Annotated in this window: 15 protein-coding genes; 14 read left to right on the top strand and 1 reads right to left on the bottom strand. The window is 54.5% G+C overall.

Annotated features, from left to right (window positions below):
- Positions 1–172 precede the first annotated feature (172 nt).
- From EDC14_RS21180 to EDC14_RS21165, 4 genes are all read left to right on the top strand, one after another.
- Complete coding sequence (locus EDC14_RS21180; RefSeq protein WP_132016314.1) at positions 173–1,444, top strand: ABC transporter substrate-binding protein; 1,272 nt, start codon at positions 173–175, stop codon at positions 1,442–1,444.
- Between the two features lie 186 nt (positions 1,445–1,630).
- On the top strand, positions 1,631–2,539 hold the full coding sequence (locus EDC14_RS21175; RefSeq protein ID WP_165908197.1) for a carbohydrate ABC transporter permease: 909 nt from the start codon (positions 1,631–1,633) through the stop codon (positions 2,537–2,539).
- A gap of 126 nt (positions 2,540–2,665) precedes the next feature.
- Positions 2,666–3,556, top strand: a complete 891-nt coding sequence (locus tag EDC14_RS21170) for a carbohydrate ABC transporter permease (RefSeq protein WP_132016312.1) — start codon at positions 2,666–2,668, stop codon at positions 3,554–3,556.
- A 51-nt stretch (positions 3,557–3,607) separates the two neighbouring features.
- Positions 3,608–5,191, top strand: a complete 1,584-nt coding sequence (locus EDC14_RS21165; RefSeq protein ID WP_243663060.1) for a glycoside hydrolase family 43 protein — start codon at positions 3,608–3,610, stop codon at positions 5,189–5,191.
- A gap of 131 nt (positions 5,192–5,322) precedes the next feature.
- Here the strand turns inward: EDC14_RS21165 and EDC14_RS21160 are convergent, their stop codons facing one another.
- On the bottom strand, positions 5,323–6,192 hold the full coding sequence (locus EDC14_RS21160; RefSeq protein ID WP_132016311.1) for an AraC family transcriptional regulator: 870 nt from the start codon (positions 6,190–6,192) through the stop codon (positions 5,323–5,325).
- A 120-nt stretch (positions 6,193–6,312) separates the two neighbouring features.
- Between EDC14_RS21160 and EDC14_RS21155 the strand changes: the two genes are divergently transcribed.
- The 10 genes from EDC14_RS21155 (at position 6,313) to EDC14_RS21110 (ending at position 16,280) form a co-directional block, all read left to right on the top strand.
- Positions 6,313–6,978 (top strand): RraA family protein, encoded by a 666-nt coding sequence (locus EDC14_RS21155; RefSeq protein ID WP_132016310.1) that lies wholly within the window; start codon positions 6,313–6,315, stop codon positions 6,976–6,978.
- A gap of 51 nt (positions 6,979–7,029) precedes the next feature.
- The gene (gene uxaC, locus EDC14_RS21150) at positions 7,030–8,433 is read left to right on the top strand and encodes a glucuronate isomerase (RefSeq protein WP_132016309.1); all 1,404 of its coding nucleotides are present in this window, start codon (positions 7,030–7,032) and stop codon (positions 8,431–8,433) included.
- Positions 8,434–8,775 (top strand): UxaA family hydrolase, encoded by a 342-nt coding sequence (locus EDC14_RS21145; protein WP_132016308.1) that lies wholly within the window; start codon positions 8,434–8,436, stop codon positions 8,773–8,775. It begins immediately after the preceding gene.
- Positions 8,776–8,799: 24 nt separating this feature from the next.
- A complete protein-coding gene (locus EDC14_RS21140) occupies positions 8,800–10,017 on the top strand; it encodes a UxaA family hydrolase (RefSeq protein WP_132016307.1) in 1,218 nt (405 codons plus the stop codon).
- On the top strand, positions 10,014–10,784 hold the full coding sequence (locus tag EDC14_RS21135; RefSeq protein WP_132016306.1) for an SDR family NAD(P)-dependent oxidoreductase: 771 nt from the start codon (positions 10,014–10,016) through the stop codon (positions 10,782–10,784). The genes EDC14_RS21140 and EDC14_RS21135 overlap by 4 nt, the downstream gene beginning before the upstream one ends.
- A 105-nt stretch (positions 10,785–10,889) precedes the next feature.
- A complete protein-coding gene (locus tag EDC14_RS21130; RefSeq protein WP_132016305.1) occupies positions 10,890–12,173 on the top strand; it encodes an ABC transporter substrate-binding protein in 1,284 nt (427 codons plus the stop codon).
- An 81-nt stretch (positions 12,174–12,254) separates the two neighbouring features.
- Positions 12,255–13,172 (top strand): carbohydrate ABC transporter permease, encoded by a 918-nt coding sequence (locus tag EDC14_RS21125; RefSeq protein WP_243663059.1) that lies wholly within the window; start codon positions 12,255–12,257, stop codon positions 13,170–13,172.
- 12 nt (positions 13,173–13,184) lie between these two features.
- Positions 13,185–14,027: a carbohydrate ABC transporter permease gene (locus tag EDC14_RS21120; RefSeq protein WP_132016304.1), complete on the top strand. Its 843-nt coding sequence runs from the start codon at positions 13,185–13,187 to the stop codon at positions 14,025–14,027.
- Between the two features lie 69 nt (positions 14,028–14,096).
- A complete protein-coding gene (locus EDC14_RS21115; RefSeq protein WP_132016303.1) occupies positions 14,097–15,212 on the top strand; it encodes an enolase C-terminal domain-like protein in 1,116 nt (371 codons plus the stop codon).
- Between the two features lie 294 nt (positions 15,213–15,506).
- Positions 15,507–16,280 (top strand): SDR family NAD(P)-dependent oxidoreductase, encoded by a 774-nt coding sequence (locus EDC14_RS21110; protein WP_243663058.1) that lies wholly within the window; start codon positions 15,507–15,509, stop codon positions 16,278–16,280.
- The last annotated feature ends 284 nt before the right edge of the window (positions 16,281–16,564 follow it).

The raw sequence follows: 16,564 nt of genomic DNA, 5'->3' as shown, positions 1-16,564 counted from the left end.
TCGAAAGGGAGGTGAGAGCATAAACGAATATTCTATGCAACGGCGCCGAGCCGGACGATTTATGAAATTGGAGACGGTGCTTGTTTTTGATCCAAAAAGGCTCGGGTCGTCGTGGCATTGGCTTACGTAATGAGCGATTCGGACAAATTTGAAAGGGAGGAAAAATAAAGAAATGAAAAACACCAGACTGTTTTGTATGGTTTGTGTACTGGCTTTGATGATTGCTTTATTGGTTCCGGTCTACGCGGCTCCCCAGATAACATTGACCGTCTGGGGCGTTAACGGTCCGACAGAAACACAAAATCCGCAAGCGGCTTATTTTGTAGCCTTATTCAAAAATTTCCAAGCCAAAAATCCCGACATCAAACTGGACTGGATTACTTTCGGCACCCAGGGTTCGCCTTTGAATGATAAGTTGAAGGTTTCCCTGCCGAATAACCAGGGCCCGGATATCTTCCAGTCCTGGGGCGGTTCTTTCATGGGTCAGTTTGCCGCGGCCGGCAAATTGTTGGATTTGACCAAAGATTTGGCCAAGGTCCCAACCAGCTCCGCTGCCAGAGCGGCGATGAGTTACAAGGGCCGGGTATACGGGGTCGCGCCGTTTTTCGCAGTAGCCGGCTTGTTTGTGAACGAGGGGAAATTCAAGGAACTGGGGCTGTCTGTGCCAACCACCTTTGATGAGCTGGAAAAAGTGGCCGATGCCTTAAAGGCCAAAGGCATTCAGCCGTTTGCGGTGGGCGCCAAGGATCAATGGCCGGTCCTCGCCACCTATATGTACCTGGTCAACCGTTACGGCGGCAACGTGTTTCCGCAAGCCGTCGACAGAAAAGTCCGGTTTGATTCCGTTCCTTTTGTGCAGGCCGCTCAGAAATATCAGGACTGGGCCAAAAAAGGGTATTTTGGAACAAAACCGCTGTCTGAAGGTTATGGCGACGCTCAGTTGCTGATGTCCACGGGCAAAGCGGCGATGCAAATTTCCGGTTCCTGGTTGTGCGGACTGTACTCGGATCCGAAGCAGACCGATCAGACCATCGGTTGTTACGCGGTCCCGGTTTTGAAGGGCGGCAAAGGTTTGGTCAGCGATGTCATGGGAATGACGGATGTCGGATTCGCAGCCACGAAGCTCGGCGAGAAGAAAAAAGCCGCCATTGTCCGTTTCATGAAATATGCGATGAGCGTGGAAGCTTGCGAAGCCGAAACCGGACGGGTTTGTTCCGTTCCCGGTGTCAAGCCGCCGACGCGCCTCACTGGCATGGCATCCAGCAATGTTCTGGGGAAGGCGAAAAGAGTACAGTTCTGGTGGGACCAGGATCTTCCCGCCACGGTCTCTACGCCGATCAATACTACCATCCAGACTTTCTACCTCCCCGATACGGACGTGAAAAAAGCGCTTACCAAATTCGAAGAGTTGGTCGAAGAAAACATGGGTCCGATAAAGAAGTAACAATTCCTCAATTGGCGATGCCAGAAGAATTTTTTTGAATTATAAGGAGTCTGTTGAACAACCGGGTATTAAACCTTGTTCAACAGATAGGGATGTAATATTGATTCCGGAGAGAGGATGAAAATCTTCTCTCCGGAATCAATGCAGAACAAAACTCATCACTACGAAAATCGGGGTGGTATATCCATGGCAACTGCCCAAAACACGATGAAAAAGAGCTTTGACTGGTCGGAACTGATTTTTAAGATTGTGCTTTTATTGCCGGCATTCTTGATACTCGGAATTTTTATGTTTTATCCCATCGTGGAGACGTTCCGCATCTCGCTGATGCGCGCCAGTGGCCTCGGCGAGGAGGTATTCATCGGTTTTTACAACTATATCAAGCTATTCTCGAACGAAGAGTTTCTCGCGGGCTTACTCCATGTCTTTCAATGGGCATTTTGGAGTGTGGTGATTCAAATCCCGCTCGCTTTTTTCATCGCTTTTACCTGTACCAATTACAAAACGCGCTTGATCAAAGGGTTGCGCGGTGTCTATTACTTGAGCAATGTTTTGCCGTCGGCCATCACCGCCATGTTGGGGCTGTTTATTTTTCAGCCCAACTCCGGCGTTATTGTCACCCTGGCGAAAACGTTAGGTTGGGGATGGCTTGAACGGATTGACTTTCTCGGCGATCCCAAGCTGGCCTTCTGGTCGGTTTTTGCTTTGGCTACCTGGGCTTATATCGGGTTCGGCATTATTTATTTCATGGCGAATATTGAGCAGATCCCGGCCGAGCTTCGCGAAGCGGCAGTGATTGATGGCGCCAATAAATGGCAATACGCCCGTTACATTGTGGTTCCGCAGATATCCTACGCGCTCCGCATTCAGGCGATCCTCTGCACGGTGGGCAGCCTGAAGCTTTTTGACCTGCCCTGGATGGTTACCACTGGGGGGCCCGGGACTTCCACGGTCACTTTGGGCATTACGTTGTATCGTGAAGGATTTCTAAATTGGCAGTATGGAAAAGCGGCAGCCATTGGAGTGATTATCTTTTTACTCTCGCTGGCCTTCACCATCGTTCAATTCTCTTTACAACGGGAGTCGCAGAACTAGCGAGAGGCGTTGGATAGGATGAAATAAATTTCTTTACTACGATTTGCAATCCTAAAATCGGCTATAGAAATTTAATTCAACCTATATAGCGTCCCTAGAGTAAAAAGCGATAAGGGGGAACCATGAATGAAATTGCAGCCAGATTTAAAAATGACCGGGCTGGAGGATTTGGAAGAGTCGAGAAAGAACAGGCCTAGCCTTGCGTCGGTTGTCATTCACCTGATACTGATCATTTTGGCGAGCGCGGTTATCCTGCCGTTGATTTTGCCATTTTTATTCGCATTCAAGACTCCGTTGGAATTTGCCTATCATCCTTGGAATTTACCGCAGCAGTTCCGGTTGGAAAACTTTCAGATCGCCTGGGAAGCGGTGAAGCTTGGCCAGGGGATGTTCAACACCTTCATTGTCTGTCTGGGCGCCATTCTTACCACAGTTCCGCCTGCGGCCATGGCTGGTTATATTTTTTCCCGCTACCGCACCAAGGTGACGAATGTGCTATTCTACGTCGTGATGGCCGGATTTTTTGTGCCGGCGCAAATGGTTTTGATTCCTCTGTATAAACTGGATCTCAAGCTGCAGCTGATCAACACGCTGCCGGGCTTGTTCCTGGCCATCGCCACGTTTGGGATACCGTTTTGGACTATGATTTACCGTTCTTTCTTCAGTACGCTGCCCGCGGAACTGATGGAGGCGGCCAAGATTGACGGCGCGGGGCACTGGATGATCTTTTTCCGGATCATGCTTCCCTTGACAAAGTCCGCTTCGATCTTGGCGGTTTTGCTCACTTTCATGGGCGCTTGGAGCGATTTCATGCTCTCGCTCATTTTGCTCAATTCGCAGAATCTTTTCACATTGCAGTTGCGCGTGTCCCAATTCATGGGACAGATGGGGGCCAACTATTTCCCGCAGTATGCCGCGGGAGTGATCATTTCGGCCGCTCCGACCATAATTTTATATATCATCTTCCGAAAGAAGATTATCGAGGGAACCACGTTGGCCGGCGCGCTGAAAGGTTGATTTTCCGGAGCGTCGCAACGCGGATTCCAATTCTTTGCATAAAGGTGAGGCATGAACCCAACAATGACAGCGGATCTTTCTTTCGACAATCCGATTCTGTCCGGATTTTACCCTGACCCGTCGATCTGCCGTGTGGCTGAGGATTATTATCTGGTGACTTCGTCATTTGCCTATTTTCCCGGGATACCGATCTTCCACAGCCGAGATCTGGTCCATTGGGAACAGCTCGGCCATGTTCTGGACCGCCCGTCTCAACTCGATCTGGATGGGGTGGGCCACTCCGAGGGGATCTTTGCTCCGACGATCCGTTATCATCAAGGGCTCTTTTATGTGATCTCCACCAATATCTCCAAAGGCGGCAATTTCGTCGTCACCGCCGCCGATCCGGCCGGACCGTGGTCGGAGCCTTATTGGTTGCCGGACGCCCCCGGGATCGACCCTTCGTTATTTTTTACGGATGACGGCCGGGCTTATTACGTCGGTACGCGGCCGGCGCCGGAGGGCGAGCGTTATTTCGGTAATTGGGAGATCTGGCTGCAGGAATTGGACCTCGGCCGAATGGCGTTGATCGGTGAAAAATATCCGCTGTGGCGCGGTGCGCTCCGCGAGGCGATCTGGCCCGAGGGCCCTCATCTCTACCAAATCGGGAATTGGTTTTATCTCATGATTGCCGAGGGCGGCACGGACTACCACCACGCGGTGACCATCGCCCGCAGCCGTCAACTGACCGGACCTTACCAAGGAAATCCCGCCAACCCCATCCTGACCCATCGTCACTTGGGGAAAGCCTATCCCATTGTCAATGTGGGTCATGCCGATCTGGTCCGGACTCAGCATGGGGAATGGTGGATGGTAGCCCTGGCCTCCCGTCCCTACGGCGGCTACTATCGCAATCTGGGGCGGGAGACATTTTTAATCCCGTTGCAATGGGAGGATGAATGGCCCATCGTCAGCCCGGGCAGCGGGAGGATCGAAGAGCGGTATCCTGCGCCCCATCTGCCGGAAGCTCCGGTCCCCATCCGGGCGGCCCGCGATGATTTCGATCAGGACCGGCTCGATGACACTTGGAATTTCATCCGGACGCCCCGGGAACCCTTCTGGAGCCTTACGGCGCGTCCGGGAATGTTGCGGCTTGGGACCAAACCCGAGAGACTTTCGGAAACGGTGAATCCGGCTTTCGTGGGGCGGCGGCAGCAACACCGGAATTTCGTCGCCGTCACGGCAATGGAGTTCCGGCCCGGCAGCGTAGCGGAAACCGCCGGCCTGGCCTTGGTCCAGAGCAACCAATATCATTTCCGTTTCGAATATTCCTTACGGGACGGGCAACCCCTGCTTCGCCTGGTGCGTTGCGCCGCCGGGGAAGAGGAGATCCTCGCGGAGCGAGCTTTTGGCTCGCCTTGTCTCTATCTGAAAGTCACCGCGCGAGGCCAGGAGTACAGCTTTTATTATGGCGCGGACGAGGCCTGTGGAGAGGCGCTGATCGAGAAGGTTGATGGCCGGATGCTCAGCACCGATGTGGCCGGAGGATTTGTCGGTACCTACCTTGGCATGTTTACCAGCAGCAATGGCCGGCCCAGCCAAAATCATGCCGATTTTGACTGGTTTGAGTATCGGGGAGTTGAGCTTTTTCAGTAATCGGCTTCGGGACGGCATTTTGGTGACCACGGGATGAACCCGTGAAAAAGCCTCCGGTATTTGCGTTAAGTAAAAAAGACGCAAATACCGGAGGCTTTTTTTATCGTAAATCCCGTTTCACTCCGCCCAGGTCACCGGTTCAGATTGCGGTAGCGTAATGGCGTGGTAGAGACCAGTAGCTTGAACTTGCGGATGAAATTGTTCTGATTGTTGAAACCGACCAGCCCGGCGATTTCATTGATGGTGCGGTCGCTCCGTTCCAGCAGGATCTTGGCCTCGGTGATCCGGATCTTCAGCAAATACTCATACGGTGTCAGGCCGGTCTGTTTTTTGAAGAGGCGTATAAACGCGTATTGGCTTAGAAAATAGTTCCGGGCGAGTTGACCGATGTGGATCTCTTCGGCAAAATGGGCTTCTAGAAAGGCGCTCGCGTCGCTGATGATCGTTTTAGCCGACAATGGTAGATGCGAGGCGGACTGCTCCTGTTTGCGGAGACTGAGCTCGGTAAGGAGGCTGCTCATCAGATGCGAGAGGCTTAAGTCCACGGTCGACTCGCGGCGTTGGGTCAATTCGAGAATTTTTTCGATGTTTTTTTCAATCTTGGACGTGTTCTCAAACCGAACCATCTCGAATGAGTCGCCATTGAGCAGGTGCAGGTAATCGATCTCCGGGTGGCAGTCGAAACGTACCCAGAGGATCTCCCATTCGTCCCCCACGGTCCGGTAATGATGATATCCGTTGCAATCGATCAGGAACGCCTGGCCCTTTTGGGCTTGAAATTTCCGGTTGGCGTAGGTGATCTCTCCCGTGCCCGAAACGGTGAGGATCAGCAGGCAATTATTCAACCCTTCCCGTTCCACCTCGTAGGCGGCGGTAGCGAAAAAATGGCCACAGGCTGTGACTCGGAAGGGTAGTCTTTTGGCGGACGGGCCAGGGGTATACAAGATGAATTTCGACTTCGGCAGGAAGGCGTCGTTGACTTTGTACAAGTACCGGCTCATCGGAAACTCCCGCAATTTTTATAGATTTTCAAGCAATTATTCGCAATGTAATCTTGTTACAGCTATATTATAATTATAACACAATTAGGTAAACGAGCAATCAATAAAGGATGATTTAACATGCCGGAATGGGCTAGTGACCGCGAGCTTTTCCAACTGATGCAAAGCGAATTGTATACGCCGGTGGTCGGGGATATCCTCGACCAAAAAGGAAGATATCATCAGTTCCTGCCCCAGCCGATCCAGCCGCTGCGCGAGAGCATGGTACTGGCGGGCCGGGCGATGCCGGTGCTAATGATCGACGTCTATGGCCAGCAGGCCAAACCATTCGGACTGTTGACGGAGGCTCTGGACCAGTTGCGGGAGGGCGAGGTTTACCTGGCCAGCGGCGGCGAGATGCGTTGCGCTTATTGGGGAGAGTTGCTGACTGCCACCGCCAGGAAACGGGGTGCGGCCGGCGCGGTGATCAACGGCTTCCACCGGGACACGCCCATGGTTTTGGAGCAAAATTGGCCGGTGTTTTCCCGGGGCCGTTATGCACAGGATTCGTCAGTCCGGACCCAGGTGCTCAATTATCGTTGCCCCATTGAGGTGGGCGGGGTTGAGGTCCGTCCGGGCGATCTGGTCTTCGCCGATCAGGACGGGGTGTTAATTATCCCGTCGGAGCTGGAGGCGGACGTGATCACGCTAGCGCTGGAGAAGGCGCGCGGCGAAAAGGTGGTGCGCCGGGCGATCGAGAACGGCATGTCCAGTACCGACGCGTTTAAGCAGTTCGGGATCTTGTAGCCGGAGTACCCGTGGGGGACCTCTGGAAATCAGTGACGACGGGAGCATGCCATGAGAGAATTTTTGGACGAAAATTTTTTGCTGGACAACGCGGCCGGCCGCGAGCTGTATTTCGGCTATGCCGCCAAGTTGCCGATCTACGATTACCACTGTCATCTGCCGCCGGAGGAGATCGCCGTCGATCGGCGCTTCGCCAACCTGACTGAGATCTGGTTGGGCGGCGATCATTACAAATGGCGGGCGATGCGAAGCAATGGGATTGACGAGCGGTTCGTCACCGGCAACGCGCCGGATGATGAGAAATTCCGGGCCTGGGCGGCGACGGTGCCGTATTGTATCGGCAATCCGCTGTATCATTGGACCCATCTCGAATTGCAACGGTATTTCGGTATTCGGGACCTGCTCGACGAGAACAGTGCGGCCTCGATCTGGGAGCGATGCAACACGCTGTTGGCCACCGAGGCGTTTTCGGTCAAGAATCTGCTCCGCCGCTCCAACGTGCATACCATAATGACCACCGAGGATCCGCTGGATACGCTGTCGAGCCATCAAAAGATCTGGGAGGATTTCGATTTTCAGGTCCGGGTGTCCACGGCCTTCCGGCCCGACCGCGCCCTGGCCATCGCGGCGGACGAATTTCCGGACTGGGTGGAGCGCTTGGCGGAGTCGGCCGGGATCGCGATCCATGATTCCTATCACCGGTTTCTGGAGGCGCTGGAGGAACGGGCTCGTTTCTTCCACGCCCGGGGCTGCCAGCTCTCGGATCACGCCTTGGATGAGGTTGTTTTCGAACGGGCTGACCCCGGCGCGCTGGCGGAGACGTTCCGCCGGCGGATGCGCGGCGGGGAGATCTCCCAAGCGGCGGCGGAGGCATTCCAAACCGAGACCCTGCTGTTTCTGGGCCGGCTTTATCACGAATTGGACTGGGCGATGCAGTTGCATATCGGCGCGCTGCGTTTCAATAACACCCGGATGCAAGGAGTGTTCGGGTTCGATTCCATCGGCGACCGGCCCTTCGCCAAGCCCCTGGCCCTGTTGCTGGACGCGCTCGATCAGCGTGATGAGCTGCCGCGGACGATCCTTTATTGTCTCAACCCCAGCGACAATGAGGTGGTGGCGACGATGATCGGCAATTTCCAGGGCAGCGGGGTAGCGGGGAAGATCCAGTTCGGCTCGGGCTGGTGGTTCAATGATCAGGAAGACGGGATCCTCCGGCAATTGCAGGCCCTGGCCAATCTGGGGCTGCTCGGCCGGTTCGTGGGGATGCTCACCGATTCCAGAAGCTTCTTATCCTATCCCCGCCACGAGTATTTCCGGCGGATCCTCTGCAATTTGCTGGGAGGCTGGATCGAGTCGGGCCGGGCCCCGCGCGACCTGGACCGGATGGGGAAGATGGTGGAGGATATTTGCTTTCATAACGCGCGGCGTTATTTTTCCGGGGAAGAGGCGATGTAAATGGCGGACCGGTTTCACCAGACGTGTTTTCAGATTGAAGCGGCGGACAATGTCTGCACGGCCCTCTCCGATCTGGAGCCGGGATGGGTGAAAGTAACCGGCGGACCGGCCTATCCGGCGATTGCGATCGCCGCGCCGATCAAAAACGGGCATAAATTGGCCAACCGGCCCATCGGCGCCGGAGAAGCGATCATCAAATACGGGATCGCCATCGGAGAGGCCACCCGGCTTATCGGCGCGGGCGAATGGGTGCACCTGCACAACTGCCGCAGCCGCTATGACGCGCGCTCGTCCACGCTGGATCCGGAGACCGGAGCGCCGACGGACACGCGCTACAAGTAAAAAAATGGCCGAGGAGCAGCGATGATGAGCGATCCCATTCGAAGCTGGCAGGGGTTTTTGCGTCGAGACGGGTCCAAGGGAATCCGGAACAAAGTGTTGGTGATCTATACTGTGGAATGCGCTTCATTCGTCGCCAAGGCGATTGGGGCGGACTTTCCCGAGGATGACGTGGACGTGGTGGGTTTCCAAGGTTGCACTGACAATGAGTACGCCGTCCGGATGTTGCTGGCCCTGATCCGCCATCCCAATGTGGGAGCGGTGCTGGCGGTGGGCCTGGGCTGCGAATACATTCAGGCCGACCGCTTGGCCCGGAAAGCCGGGGAAGCAGGCAAACCCGGCGCGTGGCTGCTGATTCAAGAGAGCGGCGGCACTCCGGGATCCGTGGCGCGGGGCCGGGAGATCGTGCGGGATTTCTTGAAGCGGTTAGCCGCCGAGTCGGTCCGCGTAACGATGGGCCTGGCCGATCTGATCATCGGCGCCGAATGCGGCGGCTCCGACTTCACCTCGGGACTGGCCGGGAATGTGGTGGTCGGTAAATGCTTCGATCTGCTGGTGGACTCAGGCGGCACCGCGATCTTCGAAGAGATCGTCGAGGCGGTCGGCCTGCGGGAGCAGTTGACGGCCAGGGGCCGGACCGACTGGGCCCGGCGGGAGATCGGTGCCACCTATGACAAGGCGCTGGAGTATTGCAAGTCGGTGCGCCAGTTCTCAGTTTCGCCGGGAAACTTCGCGGGCGGGCTGAGCACCATCGAGGAGAAGAGCATGGGAGCGCTGGCCAAAAGCGGTTCCCGGCCCATCGAGGGGGTGCTGAAAGCATCCCAGCGGCCGGAATGCAAGGGACTGTGGCTGCTGGACAGCACGCCCGACCCTTATTGGATGGGATTCGGCTATACCAATCCCAATGACAACGAGGGGCTGACGGTGCTGGCTTCCTGCGGCGCGCAACTGCTGTTTTTAGTGACCGGCCGGGGCACGGTGGTGGGGAACGCGGTCGCGCCGGTGCTCAAGATTACTGGCAACCAACGCACCTATCGGCGGATGGAGGATGATCTGGATTTTTGCGCCGGGCCGGCGCTCAGCGGCGAGAAAACCTTGGCGGAACTCGCCGCCGAACTGCTCGAAGCCGTGATGGAAGCCTGCGCCGGCCGGCCGACCAAAGCCGAGCGTCTGAGGCACAAGGAATATTATATCCCCTATAAATATCAAAATTTGGAAACATCAACAAAGAGGTGCAACTCATGAAGGACTATCAAGAAATGTTCAGCCTGAAGGGCGAACGGGCGCTGATCACCGGAGGAACCACCGGCCTCGGCCACGCCATGGCGCGCTGTTTCGTCAGCGCCGGCGCGGAAGTGGTTCTGGTGGGGCTGGAGGATGAGGAGACCGGCCGCCGAGTCTGCGAAGAGCTGGGACCGCAAGCTCATTACCGACGGTTTGACATTGTCGCTACCGAGCGGACCGGGGACTTCGTCCGGGAAGTGGTCGAGACGCTGGGGCCGGTTACGATTTTGGTGAACAATGCCGGGGTTCATTGCAAAAAACCGATCGAGGAGACGACCGACGCCGATTTCCGGAAAGTCATCGACGTGCATGTGATGGGGGCGTTCGCCCTGTCGCGGGCGGTGATTCCATATATGAAGGCGCAGGGGAAAGGGAACATCATCTTTCAGGCCTCGATGACTGCGTTCATCGGACAGCCCTATGTGATCGCCTATTCCTGCGCCAAGTCGGGGTATTTGGGCATGGTCCGGACATTGGCTACCGAGGTTTCAGAGTACGGGATCCGGGTCAACGGCATCGCGCCGGGCTGGATCGAAACCCCTATGCTGCATCAGGCATTGAATGGGGATCCGGAACGGAAAAACAAGATTCTGGGACGAACGCCCATGGCCCGATTCGGCAAGTCCGAAGATATCGGCTGGGCCGGTGTTTATCTGGCTTCTCCCGCCGCCTCGTTCGTCAACGGCATTGTCTTGCCGGTGGACGGAGGAGCATTAATTGGATTTTAGGGACGGGAGGACGAGTCCGCCCCGACCGGGAAGTGGGAGCCCCATGGCTACAGATAGAATTGCGGTGAAAATTCACCGTGTATCAATAAAAGGGAGGAATGAAAGATGCAAAGAAATCCCAAACGGGTCATCGCCGCGACTTTAATCGTGGCAATGCTCTGCGCGGCATTGGGGACGTTGGGTTTGGCGGCCCCCAAGGAGCTTCGGATCAGCGCTCAGGCGTGGCTGTTCGGTAAATACCGGCTTACCGAAGCCGCAGAGCAATTCTCCAAGGCTCATCCCGGCGTCAAGGTCACTTTCGACAAGGTTGACAATTCCGACGCCACCACTTACGTCTTGCAATGGTCCCAGGGCAAAACCAATTGCGATCTGGTGTTGGGGCCGCTCTCGTCGCAAGCGGTGATCTTTGCCGCGAGAGATTACATCATCAACTTCGATAAAGGTTTTTTCGACAGAAAATTGCAGAAAAATGATTTTTCCCCGGTATTTTTGGAAATGGGCAATTTTGAAGGCACCCAGTATATGCTGCCGCTTCTCGGCGAAGTAATGTCCATCGTGGTTAATAAGAAGTTAATGAAAAACGCCGGGTTGGTGGATGGAGCCGGTAATGTAAGAATTCCGGCCACCTGGGACGAGTTATACGAGTTTGCCAAAAAGGCGACGATTATCGAGAACGGAAAAGTGGTCCAAACCGGCTTGTCAATCGACTGGGGCGCCAATTTCATGGCCCATTCCTATCTGGCGTCTCTGCAGGGAATGCGCGGCAGCATGTATGAGTCCGACAAGCGGACCATCGATTTCACCAGCAAGGAAGCGAAAGAGCTTTTATCGATTTGGAAACGCCTGGTCAAGGACGGCTACAGCCCCACCGACACTTTCGCCGATATGGACGCGGGCCGCAGCAATTTTAAAGCGGGTAAAGTGGCGATGCATATCAGCGCGGCCTCCCGTTGGATTGAGGCCGGCGATCTGCTGGGAGCCGCCAACGTCTCGGTCATTCCGCTCCCCGGAACCGACCGGCGCGGGTCAGTGGTGTACATGCACGGAATCGTCATTCCCAAGGTCTCGCGTGCGCAAACCCTGGCCAAGCAATTTATCAAGGAACAGCTTCTAAGCCGGGACTTCCAGATGTATTCGGTCAATAAATACGGCAAGATGTCACCGATGGCGGCCCATTACTCCAGCGCCATCGCACCCGAATGGAAGCTGGTGCTGGAAACGGTGAAACGGGGTGTTGCCGAACCGCTGTACAAAGACTGGACTAAGTTTGACAAGACCCTGCAGGTGGAGATTCAGAAATGCCTGACCGACAAACAATCGGTCGAGGAAACCTTGGGCAACCTGAAAAGAACCATCAGCTCACTGGATCTGAGCACCGGATTGAAGTAACGATTAGAGCGCCGAAATTTATGACGGGAATCGCGGGCCGGAAACGGCCGCGATTCCCGTTAAAGCCATGGGGTGATAATAATGAACGCAATGCCAGCGGGGAGCCGCCCCAATTCCGGAGTCCGGCAATGGTTGAAGCGGCAAATTCCCGGTTACTTTTTTTTGATGCCCGGGTTCCTATTTATCTTCGTCTTCATGATTTATCCGTTGTTTTACTCGCTCCATTTAAGTTTTTGCTCATACAACTTCGCCTTCGACACCAAGCCGGTTTTCAACGGGTTTCAAAATTACGCCAAAATGCTGACTGACAATTATTTTACCGCCGCATTCGCAAACACCATGTTTTTCAGCGCCCTTTTCTTCTCGGCGGTAATGATTTTATCGTTATTGGTCGCGATCATTCTGGACAAGCGGGTGCCGTGGTCCGGGTTCTTTCGTACCTCCATTTTTCTGCCGGTGGTGATCCCGCTGTCTCTGACCGGCATCGTATTCCAATGGATCTTGCATCAGAATTACGGGTTATTGAATTTTTTCCTAAGTGACCTGCTCGGTTTGGGTTTTCTGACCAAAAACTGGTTGGGCGACGAACACTGGGCCATGCTGAGCCTGGTTGGGGTCAGCTTGTGGAAATACATGGGAATGCTGGTGGTGCTGTTTTTAGCGGGGTTGCAAAGCATTCCCCGGGAATTATACGAAGCCGCCACCGTGGACGGGGCGTCGGAGTTCCAGAAAGCGTGGCGCATCACCCTCCCCAACCTGCGAGAAAGTTTTGTGATCTGCGGGATCTGGGCAATTATTCAATCGATCAAAGTTTTTGAGCAACCGTTTATCATGACTCAAGGCGGCCCGGGAACGTCGACGCTGGTTCTTTATCAGTACACTTGGGAAAATGCATTTAAGTTTTACGAAATGGGCTATGCTTCAGCCATTGCTTATGTGATGGGAGCCATTATTTTGATCCTGTCGTTGTTAAATATGAAATTAAGCCGCGCCGAATAAGGAGGCCATGCTATGAAAGCGCCATTCTCCCTCGCCCGAGGAATCATTTTCCTGCTGCTTCTGACGCTGTCATTCCTGTTTTTAGTGCCGTTTTTATGGACGTTGTTCACATCGCTCAAAACCAACCAGGAGATCTATTCGAGCCAGATCATTATCTTGCCGACCGTGGTTACACTGGAGCATTATGTGAAAGTTTTGACTCAGATGAAAGAGTTCGTCAATTTCTTCTGGAATACGGTCTCGATCACCTTTTGGAGTGTGGCGGGGACGGTTCTGTTGAGCGCGATGATGGGATATGCTTTTGGCAAACTGGATTTTTTTGGTAAGAAAATATATCTGATGTTTATCATGATCATTCTGACCTTACCGTATGCGATTTATTTGATTCCGATTTATATCATGGAAAACCGGGCTGGACTGGTTGACTCGCATCTGGGGTTAATCCTGCCATACATCGCCATCAACCTGCCGATGTCGATCTTCGTAATGCGTGGGATATTCATCAATATTCCCAATGAGATCGCCGAATCGGCCTGGATCGACGGGTGCAACTTCTATCAGGTCTGGTCCAAGGTAATGCTGCCGTTGTCCCGGCCGGGCCTGGCAGTGGTGCTGATCTTCGCTTTCATTAATGTTTGGGGCGAATTCATGTTTGCCCGGACTCTTACCAGTTCGCCGGCTGCGCAGACTTTGGCGGTGGGGATCACCTTCTTGCGGGATGAGGCCGCTTCCTGGCAATATGGGACATTGTGCGCGGTGATTACGCTGACCCTGATCCCCTTGTTGATCGTCTTTTTGAGCATGCAGAATTATTTTATTGAAAAAGGGCTGATGGAAGGGGCTCTGAAGGGATAAAAGGCCGCCGGAAAAGCCCGCCGTTCCGGCGGACGTGGCTGTTTCATCGGCATGAAGGGAGAAATGACTGTGAAAATCGTAAAAGTTGAGACCTGGTGGGTCAAACGGGATCAGTGCCTGTTCGACCGGAAACGGCAGGGCAAGAGCAACATGCCGTGGGATGTGATAGTCATTAAAATTACCACCGATAGCGGGATTGAAGGACTCGCGACCGCATTGGCGGCCCGTTCGGGAGTCGTAACGGAAGCCCTGTTGCAGGAGAATGTGGCCCCGATCCTGGTCGGCCGGGATCCATACGACCGGGAAGCGATCTGGCAGGAACTTTGGAATATCGACCGGCACTTGACTTTTTTTCCCGTCTATCTGACCGGCCCGGTGGACGTGGCGTTATGGGATATCGCGGCCAAGGCGGCAGGGCTGCCGCTATACCGGTATTTGGGAGCGTATCGAAGACAGGTTCCGGTATACGCCAGCGGCTTATTTCACGCCACGGTCGATGATTACGTCCGGGAAGCGTTATATTATCAGTCTCAAGGGATCAAGGCGTATAAGGCCCATCCGCCCGGACCGGTTCAAATCGATCTTCGGGTGCATCAGGCATTGCGTGAAGGAGTGGGAGACGACTGTCTGCTCTTCAGCGATCCAGTGGCCGAATACAGTCTGGATGAGGCGATCAAGGTCGGCCGGCAGCTTGAAAAATTAAACTATGTCTGGCTGGAGGAGCCGTTCCGCGACTTCGAGCTGTACAAATACCAGGAACTCTGCCGGAGCCTGGACATTCCGGTGGCGGCCACCGAAACCACGCGCGGCTGCCATTGGGGCGTGGCGCAGTCGGTGGCCGGCCATGCCGCTGATATTGTTCGGGCTGATGTCTCCTGGAAGAACGGCGTCACCGGGACCTTGAAGATCGCTCATTTGGCCGAAGCGTTCGGACTGCGCTGCGAGATTCATACCACTACCATGAATTATATGGATATGGTCAATCTGCACGTGACCTGCGCCATCCGGAACTGCGATTATTTTGAATACTTCGTTCCGGAAGACCATTTTCAATTCCCGATGAAAGGAAGGCTGCCCATCGACGGTCAAGGAATGATCACGGTTCCCGAGGGACCCGGAATCGGAGTAGAGCTCGATTGGGAGTTGATTGAGCGGCAGTGTGTATCGTATCGGGTCCTGGAATGAGCGAATGATTTTGATGTAAAAGCCAGGTGATAAAGTCCTTCAATTCGGAAATTATCCTTTCAATGGACTAAAAAACGACTTTATCACTTGCTTTTCTGAGTTTTTATCTTCACCCTGGCCTTCGGACAGGGTTTATTACAACGCTTTTAAAAGCCATGGGATAAAGTCTCTTTCCAATCAGTTCAGCCTGAAAAGGTTTAAATATCGACTTTATCACTTGCTTCTCTGAGCTTTTGTGTTCACCCTGACCTTCGGACGGGGTTTATCACAACGCTTTGAAAGGGGAGAATTGTTTTGGAATCAAGAGTCGCGGCTGCGCTGGAAGAGTTATTTTCATTGGAGGGTCGGGTGGGGATCGTCACCGGAGGATCCAGCGGTCTGGGTCTAGCCATCGCCAAGACATTGGCGGCGGCCGGCGCCCGGATCTACGACTTGAGCCGGACTCCGGCTCTTGCCAGCGTCATGGCGGATGACCGGATCATCAGCATTCAAACCGATGTCACCAACCGGCCGAAAGTAGAGCGAATCGTGGCCGAGATTGCCGCCGGAACGGGCCGGATCGACTTTCTCGTCAACAACGCCGGGATGACTCATCGTGCCAGGGCCGAGTCATTTCCGGCCGATCTGTGGGAGCGAATCCATGAGGTCAACCTGGACGCGGTATTTCATCTGTCGCAGATCGTCTACCCTTATTTGAAACGATCGGAGCATGTCGGGCGGATCGTTAATATCTCCTCCATGGCCGGGCATCTGGGATTTTCGGAAGTGACGCCTTATTGTTCGTCGAAGGCGGCGGTGATCGGGCTGACGCGCGGGTTGGCGGTGGAGTGGGCGGGCGACAACATCCGGGTAAACTCGCTTGCCCCGGGCTGGTTCCCTTCGGCGATGGCGCTGCGGGTCATGGATGAAGAGCGGCGGGAGAAGATTTTGAATCGGATGCCGCTGCACCGGTTCGGCGAACCCACGGATATCGGGGCGATGGCCTTGTTTTTAGTGAGCGACGCCGCCCGGTACATCACCGGACAGGATTTTGCGGTGGACGGCGGCGCGTTGGCGTTCGGCTTTTGAATAGAAAGGTCCAGGACGGACGAACGGCCACATTCTATTTCCGCCGGCGCGTCCGGTTGTCCGGCTCCATCGAATCCTCATCCCGGCTCCCTAATATATCAGTCTATCCCCTCTCGTGTCAGGTATGATCTTCCGTCCAACTAGGATATTCTTCATCCTTGTTAGGATGAGAACCATCCTTGTAAGGGATGACTTTTACCCGAATTGCCAGACACTCAGTTAAAGGGTAGAATAAAGAACTAAGGAGCTGAGTGTAGTGGTCAAAGAACGGAAAGTGTATAGTA

This window comes from Hydrogenispora ethanolica (genome assembly GCF_004340685.1).
Classification (GTDB): Bacteria; Bacillota; UBA4882; order UBA8346; family UBA8346; genus Hydrogenispora; species Hydrogenispora ethanolica.
This window is presented reverse-complemented; position numbering and strand designations above follow the sequence as displayed.

Excerpts from the sequence above, each read along its gene's own strand:
- EDC14_RS21180 (WP_132016314.1), top strand. The coding sequence starts at position 173 with ATGAAAAACACCAGACTGTTTTGTATGGTTTGTGTACTGGCTTTGATG.
- EDC14_RS21175 (WP_165908197.1), top strand. The coding sequence starts at position 1,631 with ATGGCAACTGCCCAAAACACGATGAAAAAGAGCTTTGACTGGTCGGAA.
- EDC14_RS21170 (WP_132016312.1), top strand. The coding sequence starts at position 2,666 with ATGAAATTGCAGCCAGATTTAAAAATGACCGGGCTGGAGGATTTGGAA.
- EDC14_RS21165 (WP_243663060.1), top strand. The coding sequence starts at position 3,608 with ATGAACCCAACAATGACAGCGGATCTTTCTTTCGACAATCCGATTCTG.
- EDC14_RS21160 (WP_132016311.1), bottom strand. The coding sequence starts at position 6,192 with ATGAGCCGGTACTTGTACAAAGTCAACGACGCCTTCCTGCCGAAGTCG.
- EDC14_RS21155 (WP_132016310.1), top strand. The coding sequence starts at position 6,313 with ATGCCGGAATGGGCTAGTGACCGCGAGCTTTTCCAACTGATGCAAAGC.
- uxaC (WP_132016309.1), top strand. The coding sequence starts at position 7,030 with ATGAGAGAATTTTTGGACGAAAATTTTTTGCTGGACAACGCGGCCGGC.
- EDC14_RS21145 (WP_132016308.1), top strand. The coding sequence starts at position 8,434 with ATGGCGGACCGGTTTCACCAGACGTGTTTTCAGATTGAAGCGGCGGAC.
- EDC14_RS21140 (WP_132016307.1), top strand. The coding sequence starts at position 8,800 with ATGAGCGATCCCATTCGAAGCTGGCAGGGGTTTTTGCGTCGAGACGGG.
- EDC14_RS21135 (WP_132016306.1), top strand. The coding sequence starts at position 10,014 with ATGAAGGACTATCAAGAAATGTTCAGCCTGAAGGGCGAACGGGCGCTG.
- EDC14_RS21130 (WP_132016305.1), top strand. The coding sequence starts at position 10,890 with ATGCAAAGAAATCCCAAACGGGTCATCGCCGCGACTTTAATCGTGGCA.
- EDC14_RS21125 (WP_243663059.1), top strand. The coding sequence starts at position 12,255 with ATGAACGCAATGCCAGCGGGGAGCCGCCCCAATTCCGGAGTCCGGCAA.
- EDC14_RS21120 (WP_132016304.1), top strand. The coding sequence starts at position 13,185 with ATGAAAGCGCCATTCTCCCTCGCCCGAGGAATCATTTTCCTGCTGCTT.